The following is a 17,548-nucleotide window of genomic DNA, read 5'->3' as shown; positions in this document are numbered from 1 at the left end:
TCGCGTATATCGCTGCCGGGCGCTTACTGCCCGTGCCGGAAAAGTCGATCTCATTGATGCGCCTCCAGTATCTGGCGAAGCTGGCAGACGGTTTCCGCCAGCGCGCCGTCGTTGCTGAGTATCAGACAGCCATCGGGCTGCGGCTGGGCGGCACGCGCCAGCCGCCGGGCAATCTCCGCCTCATCTTCCCGTCCACGCTGACGCAGCCGCGCCGCCAGCACAGCGGGCGACACCTGCAGGCAGACCGGCAGCAGCTGTGAGCCAAAGCGGGCCTGCGCCTGAGCCAGATGCAGCCGCGACCCGTTCACCACCACATTCTGTCCACGCAGCAGCCACTGTTCTGTCTCACAGCCAATGCCGTAGCGGAAACCGTGCGCTTCCCAGCTCACGGCAAACAGACCGAGCGCGGCGCGGCGGGCAAACTCCGCCTCGGTGAGTGCCACATGGTTTTCACCGCCCGCATCGGCGGCGCGGGTGATGTAGCGATGGGCGATCAACAGTTTTGGCGGCGGTGCCTCCCGCAGCGCATCCAGCAGGCTATCCTTGCCGGAGCCGGAGGGACCGGTGAGCCAGATCAGCCGCGCCATCAGTACACCTGCCGGCCTTTGCTCCAGACGTGCCGCACGTGCGGGTAGCCGTGTGCAGTGTGCGCCAGCACCAGGTCGGCGCGGCAACCTTCCGCGATGACACCGCGGTCCTCCAATCCTAATGCGCGGGCCGGATTACAGGTCACCAGCGCGATGGCCTGCGCCATGCCCAGGCTGTTGCGCTCGTCATCCGCCAGCCGGAACGCGGCATCCAGCAGGCTGGCCGGGTAGTAATCGGACGACAGAATGTTCAGCAGGCCGTGTGACGCCAGTTCCCAGGCGGCGACGTTGCCGGAGTGCGAGCCGCCGCGCACGATGTTGGGCGCACCCATCAGCACCTGCATGTTGCGATAGCGTGAGGCACGTGCCGCTTCCAGCGTGGTCGGAAACTCCGCAATGCGGCTGCCTGCCGCATGGGACTCTTCCACATGCGCGGCGGTGGCGTCATCATGGCTGGCAATGGCGATGCCATGTTCCCGGCACAGTCCCGCAATCGCCTGACGATTGGGCTGTGACCACGCTGCCGCAAGGGTGAGCTGGTCATGCTCGAACTGATCCATCTCGGCGTCATTAAGCTGATATTTGCCCTGATAATATTCGCGATATTTGGTCAGCGACGCGTACTGACGCTGGCCCGGCGAATGGTCCATCAGCGATACCAGCGCCAGCTCAGGCGTGCCCATCAGCGCTTCAAACAGCGGCGCAGTGGTAGGATGCGGCAGTTCACAGCGCAGATGCAGCAGATGCTCAGCCCGGTTCAGTCCCTTGCGGTTGCTGTCGCGGATGGCGTCGATCATCTTGCTGAGGTTATCCAGCCGGTGCCCGCCGTCGCGCACATCGCCCACGCCGATCGCGTCCAGCACCGTGGTAATACCGCTGGAAACCATCAGCGCATCGTGGCTGCTCATCGCCGAGTGTGCGGGCCAGTCCACTTTCGGGCGCGGGGTGAAAAACTTGTCGAGGTTATCGGTGTGCAGTTCCACCAGACCTGGCAGCAGCCAGGCACCTTCACCATCCAGCGCACCGGGCTGCTGGCTGGTGGTTTCGCTGAAGCTGCTAATGCGCTCATCGCGGAACTCCAGTGACCCGCTGACCACTTCGTTTTCCAGCACCAGTCTGACGTTATTGATGATCATGCCTGCACTCCTGTGTCGATCGGGTGCATCAGGTGCAGCCGGTCGGCGACCCGCTCGCGCACCGCCCGATCGTGAAAAATACCGACGATGGCGGCACCACGTGCGCGCGCCTGTTCAATTAAGCTCACCACCGCCTCACTGTTGACGTTGTCGAGCGAGGCAGTGGGTTCATCCAGCAGCAGCACCGGATAATCGGCGATAAAGCCGCGTGCGATATTCACGCGCTGCTGCTCACCGCCAGAAAAGGTAGACGGGGCGAGCGACCAGAGACGCTGCGGCACATTCAGCCGGCTGAGCAGTTCGGCGGCCCGCGCTTCGCAGAATTCTCGATCAACGCCGCGCTCCAGCAGCGGCTGCATCACAATCTCCAGCGTCGGCACGCGTGGGATCACCCGCAGAAACTGGCTGACCCAGCCCAGCGTGTCGCGCCGCAGGGCGATAATCTGGCGCGCTGATGCCTGCGCCATGTCGATCCATTCACCCTGATGTGCAACCCGGATATGACCGCTGTCGGGCTGATAGTTGCCGTAAAGCGCGCGCAGCAGCGTGGATTTGCCACTGCCGGAATGACCGTGCAGTACCACGCATTCGCCCTCGCCCACCGTCAGGCTGGCGTTGTGCAGCACCGGCAGCGCCGCGCCGTTCTGGTTGTGCAGCACAAAGGTTTTACACAGATTTTCTACCCGCAGGCGCGGAGTGAGCGTTGTCATTTAATTGAGCACCGAAGAGACCAGCAGTTGAGTGTAAGGATGATGAGGATCGTCCAGAACACGGTCAGTCAGACCGCTCTCCACCACCCGTCCCTGTTTCATCACCAGCAGGCGATGCGCCAGCAGTCGCGCCACCCCGAGATCGTGGGTGACAATCACCACCGCCAGATTCAGCTCGCGCACCAGGGTGCGCAGCAGATCCAGTAGTCGCGCCTGCACCGAGACATCCAGCCCGCCGGTCGGCTCATCCATAAACATCAGCTGAGGCTGCGTCACCAGGTTGCGGGCAATCTGCAGACGCTGCTGCATCCCGCCGGAAAAAGTGGTCGGCAGATCGTCGATGCGACTGGCATCAATCTCCACCGCCTGCAGCCAGCGGCTCGCCTCGGCGCGGATGTCGCCATAGTTCCGCTGGCCGGTCGCCATCAGCCGTTCGCCAATGTTACCGCCCGCGCTGACCTGCGCACGCAGCCCGTCCATCGGATGCTGATGCACCACGCCCCACTCGGTGCGCAGCAGGCGACGGCGGTCGCTTTCACTCATCTCATAGAGGTCGCGGTTCTGATAGTGAATGCTGCCCTGCTGCGGCGTCAGACGGGCCGACAGGCTCTGCAGCAGCGTGGTTTTACCGGAGCCGGACTCGCCGACAATCCCCAGTACTTCGCCAGGCCAGAGATCAAAACTGACCTGCTCAAACCCTTTGCCCGGCGCATAAAGATGGGTGAGCTGGTTCACCGCAAGCAGCGGCTGTTCACTGTGCATGTTGCTGTTCCTGCTGCTGATGGCAAAAGTCGGTGTCGGAGCAGACAAACATCCGCGTTCCCTGATCGTCCATCACCACCTCATCGAGGTAGCTGTGGCGCGATCCGCACAGCGCGCAGGGTTCATCCCACTGCTGAACGGTGAAGGGGTGATCGTCGAAGTCCAGGCTCTCCACGCGGGTATAAGGCGGCAAGGCGTAGATGCGCTTTTCACGCCCGGCCCCAAACAGCTGCAGCGCAGGCATCATGTGCATCTTCGGGTTGTCGAATTTGGGAATGGGCGACGGATCCATCACGTAGCGATCGTTAACCCGGACCGGATAGGCGTAGGTCGTGGCGATATGGCCGTAGCGGGCGATATCTTCATACAGCTTCACCTGCATGATGCCGTACTCCTCCAGCGCATGCATGGTGCGGGTCTCGGTTTCGCGCGGTTCGATAAAACGCAGCGGCTCAGGAATCGGCACCTGGAATATCAGGATCTGGTCTTCCTCCAGCGGCGTTTCCGGGATGCGGTGCCGGGTCTGGATCAGGGTGGCATCGGCGGTGCGTTCGGTGGTTGCGGCCCCGCTGACCCGCTTAAAGAACTGACGTATTGACACCGCATTGGTGGTGTCATCAGCGCCCTGATCGATCACCTTCAGCACATCCTGATCGCCAATCACGCTGGCGGTAATCTGGATGCCGCCTGTACCCCAGCCGTAAGGCATTGGCATCTCGCGTCCGGCGAACGGCACCTGATAGCCGGGGATCGCCACCGCTTTCAGGATGGCGCGACGGATGGTGCGTTTGGTCTGCTCATCGAGATAGCCATTGTTATAGCCGGTGAGTTCAGCCATGGTTGCGCTCCTGATAATCGTGCTGCAGCTGTTTCAGCAGTTCCAGCTCAGCCTGGAAATCGACGTAGTGCGGCAGCTTGAGATGCGAGACAAAGCCCGCGGCTTCGACGTTGTCGGCGTGCGACAGCACAAACTCTTCGTCCTGCGCCGGGCTGGTCACGCGCTCATTCTGCTCGCGGCTTTGCAGCGCCCGATCCACCAGCGCCATCGCCATCGCCTTGCGTTCGGCACGGCCAAACACCAGCCCGTAGCCCCGGGTAAACTGCGGTGCGGCATCGTCACGGTGAGCAACGCCGTTGACCATTTCACATTCGGTCAGCAACACTTCCCCAATCTCCAGCTCAAAGCCCAGCTCTTCGGGACAGATGCTGACGCTGAGATAGCCGGTGCGGATCTCGCCGGCAAAGGGATGGGTGCGGCCATAGCCGCGCTGGGTCGAATAGCCCAGCGCCAGCAGAAAACCTTCATCGCCGCGCACCAGCTGTTGCAGCCGTGCAGCGCGCGAAGCAGGAAAGCGCATTGGCTCGCGGGTGATATCAACCGGCTCGCTGCCGTCATCACTCTCGGCGGTGGCCAGTCCTTCTTCAGTCATCATGCTGAACATGTGCGGACACTGATCCGGCACCGAACGGTCGTCACGCGGCGCGGCAGGCGTTTCACCGTTTGCCAGCAGGGTGAAGTCGAGCAGACGGTGGCTGTAGTCATAGGTTGGCCCCAGCACCTGGCCGCCCGGCAGATCTTTATAGACCGCCGAGATGCGGCGTTCGATGCGCATCGAACCGGTCGCCAGCGGCGTGCTCTCTGCCAGACGTGGCAGCGTGGTGCGATAGGCACGCAGCAGAAAAATCGCCTCGACCAGATCGCCACTGGCCTGCTTAATCGCCAGCGCCGCCAGTTCAGGATCGTATATTCCGCCTTCGGTCATTACCCGATCCACCGCCAGCCCCAGCTGCTGCGCCACCTGATCGCAGCCGAGTTCCGCTACTGCCCGATCGCCCCGTCGCAGATCGGCCTGTAACTGATGGGCATTAGAGATGGCTTTTTCGCCCCCTTTCACCGCGACATACATCAGCACACCTCCACAACGGTGGTGCGCGGCACGGCCATGATCGCTTCGCCACAGGTGAAGATCAGATCCACGCCCTGCGGGAACGGATGCGGACGGGTGCGCAGATATTCCAGCACGCTTTCCGGCAGCTGTGGTGCAATAGCACGGGTTTCCCGCAGGCCAGGGCCGGAGAGGCGCAGCGTTAATCCGCCATTCAGCGACGGCACTTCGATAATCAGCGTGGTGCTTTTCTCCGGCGACATATTGTCACCCGCCGCGAACTGCGTCGGATCGGGCTGTGCTGTTGCATGGCTCAGGGCGAACGGTGCGTCCTGCTGCGTAGTGATGGGTGCACCGGTATGGAAGCGCAGATTGTTACGCAGCTGTTCATTGTCAATTTGCGCATCCAGCCAGACCGGACTTTCCTGATCGACCAGCGTCAGCAGCAATGCTGTGGCCGCCGGTGACAGTGCGCCCCAGCCCTGCTGCAGCGGCAGCGAGACCATCACGCCCGGCTCGCTCATCGCTTTCAAAATACGGCGAAACGCACGCTGCGCATCCGCGACCGGATGGTTAAAACTTGCCAGTAAAGTCATCAGTTATCTCCGCGAACCAGCGTAAAGAAATCTACTTTGCTGCTGGCGATTTCACGGGCGCGCAGCTGTCGCTGCTCCTCGCGCCACGCCGCCAGCGGGGTAATAATCTTCTCTTCCAGCAACTGCCGGGTTTCCGGCTGCTGCAACAGCGCATCCAGCAGGGCGCAGCGTTCGGCATGGGCTTTGTCGCGCCCCAGCAGATAGCTGTAACCCAGGGTACCGTCGCTCAGTTGCACCACCGCACGTGTCACCGTGGCATCGCCCATGACAAAGCGTTTGCCGGTAGCGCCCATCCGCGCCTGGAGTCGCGTCAGCCCAATCTCTGCCGGACGGACCAGGGTGAATTCGGGCTGGAGGCTAAGCGCCTGCCAGTGCGCTTCAAGCAAGGCGGCGCTGCTGTGCGCCAGTACCGACAGCCAGCGCTGGCGATCTGTTTGCTGTTCCATTAGTGCTCCAGAGTCAGTTCGATCATGTCGCCGCGCGTCAGGCTGACGGAGTATTCCGCCACCGCGCCATCACTGGTTTTGTTGAGCGTCCGCACGCAGAGCAGCGGCGCATGCAGGGCGATGTCGAGCTGCCGGCACTCTTTGGCCTGCGCCCGGCGGGTGCTGATACGCGTCTGAGTGCGCACCAGCTGTTTGCCGGTGTGTTCCACTAAGAAGTCGTGCAGCGAGCCGCTGTTAAATTGCTGAAGCTGCGGCCACCAGCTGAGGTCGGCGAGGAAATGATTAATCAGGCAGAGCGGCACGCCATTGGCGCGGCGCAGGGTGCGCAGATGAATGACGTTGTCGCCCTCTTTCACGCCCAGCGCATTGGCGACGTCGTTGCTGGCCGGACGCAGTACCGCCAGCAGCCGTTCGCTGGTCGGGTGACTCCCCTGCTCCATCAGGTTCTGACTGAAGCGCGCCTGGGCATGCAGCGGATAGTCATAAGGACGCATCAATACCAGGATGCCAACACCGTGACGGCGCTGCAGCAGCCCTTTGTGCACCAGCTCATCGACAGCCCGGCGCAGCGTGTGGCGGTTGACCTCGTAGTGATCGGCCAGCTGCTGCTCGGAAGGAAGATAGTCGCCGCAGCGGTAGCGCTCTTTCAGCGCCTGCTCCAGTTGTGCGGCAACAGCCTGATAGACAGTGGTCGGATGTCTGGATAACTCCATCACGATGAAATCCTCACGGGTTACAGAGTGGGAACGCAGTGATAAGACGCTGCGGGATGGTGTTAGCCTGAAGGGATCAGATGACAGAACGGTGACGGGGGAGTGAAGGAGTGGTGAATGTAGGGGCGTCTACCCTATTAGCGGGACGGTTTCACGCCGGATGCCGTGATTCAAACCAGGGCGTAATGAGCATATGCGGGATTGCCAGTGCGGCCAGTACAGCAAACAATGGCTGAATTCCCGCGTTGTCCACAGGATGCATCACCACAATGGTTCCCGCAGCCAGCAGAAGAGCCGCCGTCAGTACCGGCCAGGTGGCTTGCAGGTAGCGGAGATAGCTGGTGCACTTCAGCTGATCGCGCCGCTGTCGGGTTTGCGGCAGCGCATGTAAAATTAAGAATCCCATTGAAAAACCGACGAAAGGTGGAAGCAGTAACAACGCCAGTGTACCCGTCAGAAGACGCCTGTCCTGACGAACGAAACCCGCAAAAATAAGCCCTGACGCACAGAGTCCCCCTGTAATGGCAATGCCCACAGCAAGAGCGTCCGGCATTGAAAATCCTGGTGCCGCCTCATGCAGAATTGCGCTAAATGCCTGCAGATGCAGTGTCGCTGGGGCCGCTATCATACTTATCCCCCGCGCCAGACGTTCGGGGCTGCGTCCATCAGGGGCGTCTTCAAGCGCAAAATGCAGGGCAGATGCCAGAAGAAAAACGGGCAACGCCAGCGCCGGAGCACCGTGCCACCAGAACAGACAGATCAAGATGACCAGTCCATAGGCGGCAAGAAACGGGAACTGACGCTCGCGTTTAACGACGTCAAGATCGCTGGCACCGTGTGCCATGCCGATAACGCCAATGGCCAGGGTCGCAAACAGCACTTGCCCCGCAGGGGGGCTGAAAGAGGCAGCGAGCGCTGCCCCCCAGAGTCCTGCCCAGCCGAACCGCACCTGGGCTGTCATCTCCTCACAGCACCAACAGGCGTAGTATGAGAGAGCGCTTTTTTCATATTAGCCGCAGCGTAGAAGGCGTAGAAAACTTTAGCGATAATATCCAGAATCAGGAATGCCTGAACAGATGTCGCATCAGTGATGACACTGAGACCTTCCGGACCGACCAGAAAAACGATCGGATAGATAAACCACACGAGGGTCAGCAAGGCTACATTCTTGTTGTAGGCACCTGCCAGCGCGTTGCCTCGCGTCGCGGCCAGTGCGCGCAGTGGCCCCCAGAGCAGATAAACAACGCCCAGAAATGCCGCACACGACCATGAATACCACACCCATTTCGCGACAGGATTTTCCGCCAGGGAAGAGACCAGGCCGGTGATAATCATCATCACATCCAGCACAATGATGGCAGTCAGAAAGCCGCCCATTTCTCCTGGTTTACCCTGTTCATGGAAAGCCAGCATGACCAACCCGGCCAGTAAGAGAGGCGTGGTGATGGACCAGTCAGCGTAACGCGCCAGGTACACTATCGTGCCACTGTCCAGCGTGAGATTGCCAAACCCAAACGCCATGGCCAGATAGGCTGTGGCGGCAATAAACGGCACTGACGCGTGCACGAGTGTATGGTGACCAAAGGGATATTTCTTATCACCGGTCACGTAAATAATCAGTGACGCAATGGCCATGACCGAAAACCCAATCATAAATGCGGTTTGATCCATTTTACTCTCTCCTGTGCTAAAACGCCGGTATGGTGCCAGCCCTGCCGCTATGAATTAGCGTTAATAAAAGACGGTTATATTCGTTCAACGAATATGCTGTCAGTATATGGCGATATAGATAATTTGCCCGGCGAGCGAAATTTACACTGTTAATTTTAAGCAATCTGATTAAATTAACGTCTTTTACTGGCCTTCTGAGCGTCACATAAAAAAACCAATGTAAAGTTATGTTTCTCAGCGTTTCGCTTTCCTACCAAACCTTCCATATAGCCAGGATTCTTACACGCATAACTCTTTGATTTAATTGAAATATAATATTCTGAAAATCAGAACTCTTTGCCCCTGCATAAACTGACAAAAATGCAAAAATTTTATTTTTGAGTGGTAAATCTGAAACCAGCCGTTATGAAAACGGCGTCGTGTGACGCTTCACATTGGCGAAACGGCATTAATAAAATCGTTTCTGATTCTCTATGATTGATAATAAAGGGATGAACAGAGAATGAAAATTTTGCGTATTATTTATTCAGGCTCTAATAAGCAGCACATCAGGAAACGGAAGTTTTTCACAGTCAGAATCTATCCCTAATCATGATTACATTCTGTCTGTGAAAAGGACAACGGGCATTAGGGTGTACACTGGAACGACCTAAAGCCGCACGTAAAGGAGAGAATATGTACGGACCGGATCCGGCCAATCCCCATCCAATGGAAGGCTTCCCACAGGTTTGTTTTATTAAAAACAGGGTGAAAAACCCCAACATCATTATCGGTGATTTTACGTATTATGATGACCCTGAAGGCGCAGAAAACTTCGAGCGCAATGTCCTTTATCACTTCCCGTTTATTGGCGACAAACTCATTATTGGAAAATTTTGCGCTATAGCGAAAGGCGTTCAGTTCATTATGAATGGGGCTAACCACAGCATGGCAGGGTTCTCCACTTATCCGTTCTACATCTTCGGAAACGGATGGGAAGCAAGCCAGCCTCACGCCAGTGACCTGCCTGATAAAGGCGATACAGTGATTGGCAATGACGTATGGATTGGTTATCAGGCGCTGATTATGCCAGGCATTAAAATCGGTAACGGCGCGATCATTTCGTCACGTTCTGTCGTCACGTCGGATGTCCCGGCATATTCGATTATGGGGGGTAATCCAGCCAGGGTTATCAGGCAGCGTTTTAACGATGAGACCATATCGATACTCGAGAAGCTGGCCTTGTGGGACTGGCCTGTGGAAAAGATTACCCAAAACCTCCCGGCAATCCGCTCTGCTAATGTTGAAGCCTTGCCAGATAAATAGCTGTGCAGAATTACCCACGTTCGCTGCGGGCAAAGGGTGATGCGCATTCGTAATGTGTATGGATAATTGCGCGCAGCATGCTCTGCAAACATGTCAGCATTTAACGCTGGAGCGCGGATTTAAACAGGAGTCGTTATGCTGTACATATTCAGTGGCCTTCCCGGTTGTGGAAAAAGCACGGTCGCTAAAATGTTATCTGAAAAATTAAAAGCGGTGTATTTACGCGTCGATACGATCGAACAGGTACTGCGTAATGAATCAGCAGCGTTCAGAGAGATGGGCCCTGAAGGCTATTTCATCCTCTATGCGCTTGCGCGGGAGAATCTCAGACTGGGACTACCTGTTGTCACTGACTCAGTAAATGATCTTAATCTGGTGCGAGATAGTTTTCGTGATATCGCACTATCATCAGGTGTTCCCTTTCTGGAAATCGAAATCCTTTGTTCGGATCCGGAACAGCATCGGGCTCGTGTAGAGAACAGAATCTCAGAAATTCCTGGCTTAAAAGTGCCTGAATGGCAGGCCGTCATGGATCGTGATTATGAACCCTGGAGAAGGGATCATCTGCAGCTGGATACCGCAAAATTATCGCCTGCTGCGTGCGTCGATAAAATTCTCAAAGCGAGCCTTCCGTTTTGAGCGCATTTAGCCCGCATCCTTGACGGCAATAAATTTTTTTTGACCCTCAGGCTGCACCCTGCCCTACACGGGATTGAAACCGGTAAAACAGGGCCAGCCACGCTATCTTCTCAGCCTGTGCGTTAATAAACGCTGGCTGAAGCCGGATTGGCTCAGAGCTTAAATGAGCTGACCTCTGTCAGCAGCCTGCCCGCCTGCTGACTCAGTGAGCCCGCAGCGGCAGACATCTGCTCTACCATTGCGGCATTCTGCTGCAGATTGCTTTCCATCTGCGTGACCGCAATGTTCACCTGGTCGATCCCATAACTCTGCTCTTTAGAGGAAGTATTGACCTGATTAATCAATTGCGTCGTTTCATCAACAACACTCAGAGCTTCATTCATTCGCGACGTCACATTCGCTGCGTATACCACGCCTTTATCCACATTCTGGATTGCTTCTTCAATCAGACCCCGGATATCCTGGGCTGCTACAGAAGAACGCTGTGACAATGAGCGGACCTCGCCGGCGACCACGGCAAACCCCTTGCCCTGCTCCCCGGCACGGGCGGCTTCCACTGCAGCGTTAAGCGCCAGAATGTTGGTCTGAAACGCAATGCCATCAATAATGGAGATAATTTCTGAAACCTTATTTGAAGAGACAGAGATATCGTTGATGGCACTTGTTAAATCATTCAGCTCACGGTTGCTATGGTTGACGATGGATTGCACTTTACCGATGAAGTTATTCGCCTCTGTCGCGTTATCCATATTGTGTTTCACGGTGGCCGACAGCTCGTTCATACTGGCTGCGGTTTGCTCAAGTGAAGAAGCCTGAGACTCTGAGCGTGATGACAGATCATCATTGCTGTGAGCGATTTCCTCTGACGCCGTATCCACCTCTTTGCTGGCATCCCGGACGCCTGACAGAACCTCCCGAAACTTAGTCACAAGGGCATTAAAACTGCCAGCCGTTGCGCCCAGTTCATCTTTTTTATTGAGATTTACCCGAAGAGTCAGGTCCAGGGTTTCCTCGATGGTTTTCATGGTGCTCTGTAAATTCTGCAGGCCTTTTCTGATATAGCTCAGGACAGAGTACGAAGAAAGGGCTGTCATTAACACCGCAGCTGCAATAATGCTGCTCAGAAGCCATAACGTATGCAGATACTCGGCATGATTTTCCGCTGCAAATTTGTTGGCAACCTGATAGTTATAAGCCAGGATGTCCTTCAGATTCTGGCTTACCACAACCGATGCCGCCGCTGTCTCTCCCTGATCGGAAACCATAGCCCTGGCCGCATCAATGCCGCCGGTCTGATAAACGCCCACCATCTTATTCACTTTCTCGAGATAGACGCCGAAATCCTGAATAGTCTGGCTTATCAACTGGCCGTCGTTATCGTCTGTAATCAGGTGAGATTTATAATAATCCATTGCCTCGCGCGTTTTGGTCAGATATTCCTTTGCGGTGACCATATGCTTTTCAAATATCGCTTTATCGGTAACCAGAAGACCCATCAGTATCTGCCGTCTTGCTTCTTCACGAAGCTGAGAGATTTCACTGATTTTGTTAATGCTGGGCAGAGAGTTGGTCGCCACATACTCGAACCGATCCTGTGCGCCGCCCAGAGAGCGGATACTGATAATGCCCAAAAAAAGCAGCGCCAGAAGTGTAAAGGTAAAGACCAGCGTAAGTTTCTTTAAAATTGTCATGAGAGGTTACCCGAGGGAGATGTCAAGATACCTTTCTTTTATCGGCTATCCTAAAACACACTTTATGGTCAGACGGTGAAACTAAGCAGTTATTGTTATGTTTTTTGAGAGATATCGAAGTTTGCACTCATTACGATAATTGACCTTTTCCGGATAATCCGGCGACGCGGCACGACCGGCGACGCCCGTACATGACGCGACACCATGAGAGGAAAAAGCGAGAAACGCTGGCATATCACTGCCGGACACCATAGAGTGGAAAAAAGCTAAAAATCACGTGCAGGTTATAACCTGTCCCTTAAGCGGCTGTTTGAATTAATAAAATTACTGTGAAAAATGGGCCGCATCAGCCTCGGACCCGCTGAATACATCAAAATACTTACTGATATCTGTCAGCGATTTCACAGGCTTGCTTATCCGGACTGATACAGCTTACAGCCGGTAATGCGTTCAGCCACCGGGTCAGCCGTACCCTTTCCCTATGCTCGTCTGAACGAGCCTCGTTGCCAGGAAGATTGAGGATCACAGGAATAAATCTGAATGTTTGTTGCTACAGTAAATCGGGTGCGCCCGATCATTAATGCAGTGCGGAGGTTAACCACGTCCTCTTCAGATCAACCTCTCATCGCACGCAAAATTCTGTCGCCAGGGATTGTAGCAACCCGTTCACTCTCATTTTGTGGCGAACGGGTAAGTGAGCAGGCTGACTGCGCCTGCTATTTCGTTTTGCAGGATGCAGTCAGGTTCTTCATCTAACAACAGACATAGTTGGGCAATGACTTTTGCACGGGTGACTGGCTCGCCATCATAAAAAAGAGCCTCCACCGCCTTACCAATGTGAACATGCAGTGCATTAACGGCGTTATCGTCACACATTTACCACCTCCGATGACATAAACCCGAAAGGAGACCACCGGATGCCAGAAACGACGTCGGGCGGCCCCTCAGAATGCAGGACAACGATGATCAGAAGGTTTCCCAGTTTGCTTTCGACGCCATCAGGGATACTGAGGGTTGTACGTTGCGCCTGGTGGTCTGCGCCCTAGGTGTAAACGCCCCAGAAGACGGCACACGGAAAACGGAAACGGTTTTTTCAAGCTCAAGCGCCTGCTCTTCGAGACTGCTGGCCGCAGCAGAAGACTCCTCAACCAGCGCAGCGTTTTGCTGGGTTGTACTATCCATTTCCGTCATGGCCTGTGCAATCTGGGTAATGCCGCGATTCTGTTCGTCTGATGCAGCGGCAATTTCACCCATGATGTCCCTTACCTGCGTCACGGACCTGACGATACCCTCCATTGTCACGCCGGCGCGGTTTACCAGCTCAGTACCGTTACTCACTCTGTCCAGTGATTCCCGAATCAGCACTTCTATCTCTTTTGCGGCCAGTGAACTGCGCTGTGCAAGATTGCGCACTTCGCCTGCCACAACGGCAAAGCCCCGGCCCTGCTCACCTGCGCGCGCGGCCTCTACTGCCGCATTCAACGCCAGAATATTCGTCTGGAAAGCGATACCGTTAATAACGGTGATGATTTCGCCGATTTTGCCTGAGCTCTGACTTATTCCGCCCATTGTGGTTATCACCTCACTGATGATTTCCCCGCCGCAGCTGGCATTATGCGACGCATCCGTGGCCAGCTGACTGGCGTGATGGGCGTTCTCCGCATTCAACTTAACGGTGGAGGTTAATTCCTCCATGCTGGCAGCCGTCTCAACCACGGCAGCCGACTGCTGTTCTGTGCGCGATGAGAGGTCGGTATTTCCTGCTGCAATCTCAGACGAGGCGCGGGCGACGTTATTCACCCCATCCCGGACCCGGGAGATGATGTTACGCAGGCTCTGGTTCATGGCACCCATGGCAGTCATCAGTTCGCCAAGCTCATCAGTACGGGAACTGGTTATTTCGGCGGTCAGGTCACCTTCAGCGATACGCTGTGCCGAAGAAAGCGTCTCTCTCAGCGGAACGGTGATGCTGCGGGTCATTCTCCAGGCAATCAGGAGACTGAGAGTGATACAGACAAGGGTGGCAAAACCAATCTGCCACAGTGCGGTATGCATGTATTTCTGAGCCTGTTCAGACTGAAAGAACGCGAGGTCAGTGATTGACTGATTCAGTTTTCCCGCAGCTGCGGTCATTTCATCTGAGGCGCGTTTTTCGACCTGCACTGACTGGAGATAATTATTTAACAGCGTGGTGCCTGAGGTGGTTTTTTGCGCCACATCGGCCAGAAGCGCACCGAGTGAGGTGTCAGCGAGACCACTAAGCTGACTGACGAGTGGTGAAAAACCATCTTTGATTTCGTTAAACTTATTCAGTGTGGAAGCATCTGGCCCATGCATGAACGCCTGAACATAAAATGCAGCCTGTTCAGTTTTGAGGCTGAGAGCCAGCAGGGGTGCAGTAAGGTCTGCCGGGACATAAGCCTGTCGGGCAGCCAGTTTTTCCGCCACTGACGTCAGTCCGAGAGCCTGAATATCATTCAGAGAAAGGGCTGCACTGTGGTTGCTTGCGAGAAAGTGCTGACGCTTTTCCTGATACTGAGCCAGAGCAGTATTGAGCGCAGAAAGCTTTTCACGACCGCCTGTTGACCAGGAATATTTCTCAAGATTTTTGTACAAAGCAGACAACTGATTCATCGCCTCACCGTTGAGTTCGATGAATTTAGTGTCGCGGGTGTACTGAAATAGCGTGCGGTTCAGCCTCGCTTTCGCCAGTGCATCAACCATTTGTACCGTGACGTCGCGCTTTTCCGAGTTATCCTGGATTTTTAAAAAACAGAGGGCAGCAAGGACTGATATAGCCAGTGACGCCAGTATAACCAGCAAAAAACCCAGAGTAAGTTTCCTGCCTATATTGAGTTTTGACACTTTTTTTATAATATTCATTTTAATAATCCTGGTGTTGAAAAGTACCTGAGACTGACATTTCCTCAGGGTTACGTTACATATCGGCATAGCGACGATATTTATTAGAGCCACTTTCATCACCCGCCTTTAAATAATGATATTTATTGATGCAGATCACCTCTCTTAATATTCGTATCTGGCCGTGTAAATTAAGACCCTGATAATTTACCGGGTTATCATTCAGACTCTAACCTGAAAGGCTCTGGTGAAAAAAAAGCGATAAACTATTCCGCAGGCTTCTGATTTTGTAATACAAATTAAAAGGCATGAGACGGAATAGCATGTTAAATGAATAAATAGAGAGAAATAGCCGTCAGATCTTAAGGTTTTATTAAGCTTTGTGTTTTTACCTGGAAAGGTATTACCGGAAGGACAGGGACAAAGGGCATTTCAGCCTTCTTGTTTTCCAGAATAAGAATACGAGGTCAACGCGTTACTTAATTTTGTAAGCAGCCGATTATGCAAATGAAAAATCATTAACAGGCCTGCTTTAACATTCAGTCCGGAACCTGCGGGAGGATCTTTTTTCCAGCACGTGCATCAGGGCTAGCGGCTGCCCATCAGCTTTTCAACTTCTTCGGGTTTGTCATGCACACCAAAGCGGTCAACGAGAGTGCGGATCGCCCCGTTCATGCCTCTGACGTCCACTTCGGCACCTTTGACGGCGGAACTTAATTACGATGCGGTCCAGCACGCTGACCGACGTGATGTCCCAGAAATGGGTGAGCGACACGTCGATGACCACGCGATCCAGCGCCTCGTGGAAGTCGAAGTGATGGATAAACCGTTCAGCCGAGGCAAAGAAGACCTGCCCGGTTACGGTATAGGTGCGTGTCTCGCCCTTCAGCACCGAGGAGACCGCCATAAAGCAGGCCACTTTGGTGGCAAAGTTCAGCGACGCAATCAGCACGCCGGCCAGTACCCAAACGCCAGATTTTGGGTGGCCACCACCACGGCAACGGTCGCTACGCTGCGCTGGATGACTTTTTTCGGCAACAGCGCAATCTGGCTGATTGTGCAGCAGGGTGCCACTGACCTGCCGCAGACGATCGTGAGCGATCAGACGCTGGCACTGTTCAACTTCCCTGAGCACTTCCCCTTCAGCTCGCTGCTCTCCTTTATTGCCATGGCGATGGTGGCCGTGCTCTTTGTCACCTCTGCGGACTCAGGCGCCAGTGTGGTCGATACGCTGGCATCGGGCGGCACCGACAAGCCCCCCTGTCGGTATGGCCTGTTTAAGGCTTTACGCGTTGACGCCTGTTTGCAACAGTAAACGCCGTTCCGCACCTCAAAACCCGCTATTCAGCTATTTCCCTTGCTGACTTTTCACCCCCGCTATCCGTCAGTGACGCCCTCACCTGTGGCAGGCTTTCCGGGTAATTCTGCTGAATAAACTCAATCATCTTTTCCCTGACGTAACAGCGCAGATCAAAAGCGATTGGCGAGTTCTGGGCAGTCATCAGCATCCTGATGGTCATGGTTTTTTCGGTGGTATCCGTCACCTGAAGTACAGACGTTTCCCCATCCCAGAGTTTGGTTTCACTCAGGACTTTTTCAAACTGCCTGCGCAGCGGCTCCAGCGGCATGGAGTAATCCACGTAGAGAAATACCGATCCTAAAATCTGGGCATTATTACGCGTCCAGTTCTGAAACGGATTCTCAGTGAAGTAAGTAATTGGCAGCACCAGACGGCGCAAATCCCAGATGCGCACCACCACATAGGTCAGGTTGATCTCCTCAATCCAGCCCCACTCTTTTTCCACCACCACCGCGTCATCAATTTTGATAGGCTGGGTAAAGGCGATCTGAATACCGGCAAACAGATTAACCAGCGACTTCTGTAAGGCGAAACCAATAATGATACCGGCAACACCTGCACCGGCCAGAATAGTGGTGCCGAATTTACGGACGCCAGGAAAGCTCAGCAGTATCAGTGAAATGCAGAACAGTACCAGGATGACAATAACCACTTTTTTGACATAGATAATCTGCGTACGAATTTTTCGTGCACGAAGATTATTCGAAATATTAATGTCATAGCGGATATAGAGCATATCCTGCGCCACATTGGTCAGCCGTATCAGGACCGAACAGAATGACATAATAATAAAGACGTTGATGATGTTAGTGATTAACTCAAGCGACTCAGGGTGAAAGTTAATGTAGTTAATCCCGACATTGATCATTAATAGCGGTACGAAAAAGAACATGGACCCGCTAAGGTGCTTCTCAAGGGATTTGAACAGCTTTCTGTCGCGACTCTGCCAGTAGCGGATAAAGGCCAGCAGGATAAGCCGGGCCAGGAAGCCCACGATAAACGAAAGCGAGACGAGTAATACAACAGGCACCCATGACGGGAAACCAGATAACTCACCGAATAACAATGGCATTATTTTCCCTTATAGTCAGCTGGCAACCTCAGGCTGTCAGCGAAGTGACAAACTCAGTAACCGTTGTCTGCACGGCTATCCGTTCGTAACACATTTAGCGCCCATGAGTATG

The 17,548-nt window shown here is 54.7% G+C and carries 17 protein-coding genes and 2 pseudogenes; 3 read left to right on the top strand and 16 right to left on the bottom strand.

Annotation, left to right across the window (positions count from 1 at the left end):
• Positions 1-50: 50 nt before the first annotated feature.
• The 11 genes from phnN to IAI47_RS07740 form a co-directional block, all read right to left on the bottom strand.
• Entirely contained in the window at positions 51-587 is a 537-nt protein-coding gene (gene phnN / locus IAI47_RS07790; RefSeq protein WP_008926901.1) for a ribose 1,5-bisphosphokinase, read from the bottom strand.
• Positions 587-1,723, bottom strand: coding sequence for an alpha-D-ribose 1-methylphosphonate 5-triphosphate diphosphatase (gene phnM, locus IAI47_RS07785; protein ID WP_003852448.1), 1,137 nt, complete (start codon positions 1,721-1,723; stop codon positions 587-589). Before phnM ends, phnN begins: the two co-directional genes overlap by 1 nt.
• Positions 1,720-2,433 carry a phosphonate C-P lyase system protein PhnL gene (gene phnL / locus IAI47_RS07780; RefSeq protein WP_003852445.1) on the bottom strand — a complete coding sequence of 238 codons (714 nt, stop codon included), beginning with the start codon at positions 2,431-2,433 and terminating at the stop codon, positions 1,720-1,722. The genes phnM and phnL overlap by 4 nt, the downstream gene beginning before the upstream one ends.
• Complete coding sequence (phnK, locus tag IAI47_RS07775) at positions 2,434-3,195, bottom strand: phosphonate C-P lyase system protein PhnK (RefSeq protein WP_008926902.1); 762 nt, start codon at positions 3,193-3,195, stop codon at positions 2,434-2,436.
• A complete protein-coding gene (locus IAI47_RS07770) occupies positions 3,185-4,033 on the bottom strand; it encodes an alpha-D-ribose 1-methylphosphonate 5-phosphate C-P-lyase PhnJ (RefSeq protein WP_008926903.1) in 849 nt (282 codons plus the stop codon). Before IAI47_RS07770 ends, phnK begins: the two co-directional genes overlap by 11 nt.
• Positions 4,026-5,102, bottom strand: a complete 1,077-nt coding sequence (locus tag IAI47_RS07765; RefSeq protein ID WP_008926904.1) for a carbon-phosphorus lyase complex subunit PhnI — start codon at positions 5,100-5,102, stop codon at positions 4,026-4,028. The genes IAI47_RS07770 and IAI47_RS07765 overlap by 8 nt, the downstream gene beginning before the upstream one ends.
• Positions 5,102-5,677 (bottom strand): phosphonate C-P lyase system protein PhnH, encoded by a 576-nt coding sequence (phnH, locus tag IAI47_RS07760; RefSeq protein WP_008926905.1) that lies wholly within the window; start codon positions 5,675-5,677, stop codon positions 5,102-5,104. Before phnH ends, IAI47_RS07765 begins: the two co-directional genes overlap by 1 nt.
• On the bottom strand, positions 5,677-6,123 hold the full coding sequence (gene phnG, locus IAI47_RS07755; protein ID WP_008926906.1) for a phosphonate C-P lyase system protein PhnG: 447 nt from the start codon (positions 6,121-6,123) through the stop codon (positions 5,677-5,679). The genes phnH and phnG overlap by 1 nt, the downstream gene beginning before the upstream one ends.
• Complete coding sequence (phnF, locus tag IAI47_RS07750; RefSeq protein ID WP_003852432.1) at positions 6,123-6,836, bottom strand: phosphonate metabolism transcriptional regulator PhnF; 714 nt, start codon at positions 6,834-6,836, stop codon at positions 6,123-6,125. Before phnF ends, phnG begins: the two co-directional genes overlap by 1 nt.
• Before the next feature lie 151 nt (positions 6,837-6,987).
• Complete coding sequence (locus tag IAI47_RS07745) at positions 6,988-7,797, bottom strand: Brp/Blh family beta-carotene 15,15'-dioxygenase (RefSeq protein WP_008926907.1); 810 nt, start codon at positions 7,795-7,797, stop codon at positions 6,988-6,990.
• Complete coding sequence (locus IAI47_RS07740) at positions 7,794-8,507, bottom strand: bacteriorhodopsin (protein ID WP_003852428.1); 714 nt, start codon at positions 8,505-8,507, stop codon at positions 7,794-7,796. The genes IAI47_RS07745 and IAI47_RS07740 overlap by 4 nt, the downstream gene beginning before the upstream one ends.
• A gap of 675 nt (positions 8,508-9,182) precedes the next feature.
• On the opposite strand from IAI47_RS07740, the gene IAI47_RS07735 reads away from it, so the two are divergent.
• Both IAI47_RS07735 and IAI47_RS07730 read left to right on the top strand, forming a co-directional pair.
• Positions 9,183-9,812 (top strand): Vat family streptogramin A O-acetyltransferase, encoded by a 630-nt coding sequence (locus tag IAI47_RS07735; protein WP_008926908.1) that lies wholly within the window; start codon positions 9,183-9,185, stop codon positions 9,810-9,812.
• 135 nt (positions 9,813-9,947) lie between these two features.
• A complete protein-coding gene (locus tag IAI47_RS07730) occupies positions 9,948-10,451 on the top strand; it encodes an AAA family ATPase (RefSeq protein ID WP_008926909.1) in 504 nt (167 codons plus the stop codon).
• A gap of 152 nt (positions 10,452-10,603) precedes the next feature.
• Here the strand turns inward: IAI47_RS07730 and IAI47_RS07725 are convergent, their stop codons facing one another.
• The 4 genes and pseudogenes from IAI47_RS07725 to IAI47_RS22005 form a co-directional block, all read right to left on the bottom strand.
• Positions 10,604-12,142, bottom strand: coding sequence for a methyl-accepting chemotaxis protein (locus IAI47_RS07725; RefSeq protein WP_003852423.1), 1,539 nt, complete (start codon positions 12,140-12,142; stop codon positions 10,604-10,606).
• 672 nt (positions 12,143-12,814) lie between these two features.
• A complete protein-coding gene (locus tag IAI47_RS07720; RefSeq protein ID WP_003852422.1) occupies positions 12,815-13,018 on the bottom strand; it encodes a hypothetical protein in 204 nt (67 codons plus the stop codon).
• Positions 13,019-13,108: 90 nt separating this feature from the next.
• Positions 13,109-15,025: a methyl-accepting chemotaxis protein gene (locus IAI47_RS07715; protein ID WP_008926911.1), complete on the bottom strand. Its 1,917-nt coding sequence runs from the start codon at positions 15,023-15,025 to the stop codon at positions 13,109-13,111.
• A gap of 567 nt (positions 15,026-15,592) precedes the next feature.
• Positions 15,593-16,015 (bottom strand): annotated as a pseudogene (locus IAI47_RS22005) (STAS domain-containing protein); the annotation flags it as partial.
• Between IAI47_RS22005 and IAI47_RS22000 the strand changes: the two are divergent.
• Positions 16,014-16,289 (top strand): annotated as a pseudogene (locus IAI47_RS22000) (BCCT family transporter); the annotation flags it as partial. The pseudogenes IAI47_RS22005 and IAI47_RS22000 overlap by 2 nt on opposite strands.
• 55 nt (positions 16,290-16,344) lie before the next feature.
• Here the strand turns inward: IAI47_RS22000 and IAI47_RS07705 are convergent.
• The gene (locus tag IAI47_RS07705; protein WP_003852412.1) at positions 16,345-17,436 is read right to left on the bottom strand and encodes a mechanosensitive ion channel family protein; all 1,092 of its coding nucleotides are present in this window, start codon (positions 17,434-17,436) and stop codon (positions 16,345-16,347) included.
• Between the last annotated feature and the right edge of the window lie 112 nt (positions 17,437-17,548).

It is taken from the genome of Pantoea sp. MT58, assembly GCF_014495885.1.
Lineage (GTDB): Bacteria > Pseudomonadota > Gammaproteobacteria > Enterobacterales > Enterobacteriaceae > Pantoea > Pantoea eucalypti.
This window is presented reverse-complemented; position numbering and strand designations above follow the sequence as displayed.

Excerpts from the sequence above, each read along its gene's own strand:
- phnN (WP_008926901.1), bottom strand. The coding sequence starts at position 587 with ATGGCGCGGCTGATCTGGCTCACCGGTCCCTCCGGCTCCGGCAAGGAT.
- phnM (WP_003852448.1), bottom strand. The coding sequence starts at position 1,723 with ATGATCATCAATAACGTCAGACTGGTGCTGGAAAACGAAGTGGTCAGC.
- phnL (WP_003852445.1), bottom strand. The coding sequence starts at position 2,433 with ATGACAACGCTCACTCCGCGCCTGCGGGTAGAAAATCTGTGTAAAACC.
- phnK (WP_008926902.1), bottom strand. The coding sequence starts at position 3,195 with ATGCACAGTGAACAGCCGCTGCTTGCGGTGAACCAGCTCACCCATCTT.
- IAI47_RS07770 (WP_008926903.1), bottom strand. The coding sequence starts at position 4,033 with ATGGCTGAACTCACCGGCTATAACAATGGCTATCTCGATGAGCAGACC.
- IAI47_RS07765 (WP_008926904.1), bottom strand. The coding sequence starts at position 5,102 with ATGTATGTCGCGGTGAAAGGGGGCGAAAAAGCCATCTCTAATGCCCAT.
- phnH (WP_008926905.1), bottom strand. The coding sequence starts at position 5,677 with ATGACTTTACTGGCAAGTTTTAACCATCCGGTCGCGGATGCGCAGCGT.
- phnG (WP_008926906.1), bottom strand. The coding sequence starts at position 6,123 with ATGGAACAGCAAACAGATCGCCAGCGCTGGCTGTCGGTACTGGCGCAC.
- phnF (WP_003852432.1), bottom strand. The coding sequence starts at position 6,836 with ATGGAGTTATCCAGACATCCGACCACTGTCTATCAGGCTGTTGCCGCA.
- IAI47_RS07745 (WP_008926907.1), bottom strand. The coding sequence starts at position 7,797 with ATGACAGCCCAGGTGCGGTTCGGCTGGGCAGGACTCTGGGGGGCAGCG.
- IAI47_RS07740 (WP_003852428.1), bottom strand. The coding sequence starts at position 8,507 with ATGGATCAAACCGCATTTATGATTGGGTTTTCGGTCATGGCCATTGCG.
- IAI47_RS07735 (WP_008926908.1), top strand. The coding sequence starts at position 9,183 with ATGTACGGACCGGATCCGGCCAATCCCCATCCAATGGAAGGCTTCCCA.
- IAI47_RS07730 (WP_008926909.1), top strand. The coding sequence starts at position 9,948 with ATGCTGTACATATTCAGTGGCCTTCCCGGTTGTGGAAAAAGCACGGTC.
- IAI47_RS07725 (WP_003852423.1), bottom strand. The coding sequence starts at position 12,142 with ATGACAATTTTAAAGAAACTTACGCTGGTCTTTACCTTTACACTTCTG.
- IAI47_RS07720 (WP_003852422.1), bottom strand. The coding sequence starts at position 13,018 with ATGTGTGACGATAACGCCGTTAATGCACTGCATGTTCACATTGGTAAG.
- IAI47_RS07715 (WP_008926911.1), bottom strand. The coding sequence starts at position 15,025 with ATGAATATTATAAAAAAAGTGTCAAAACTCAATATAGGCAGGAAACTT.
- IAI47_RS07705 (WP_003852412.1), bottom strand. The coding sequence starts at position 17,436 with ATGCCATTGTTATTCGGTGAGTTATCTGGTTTCCCGTCATGGGTGCCT.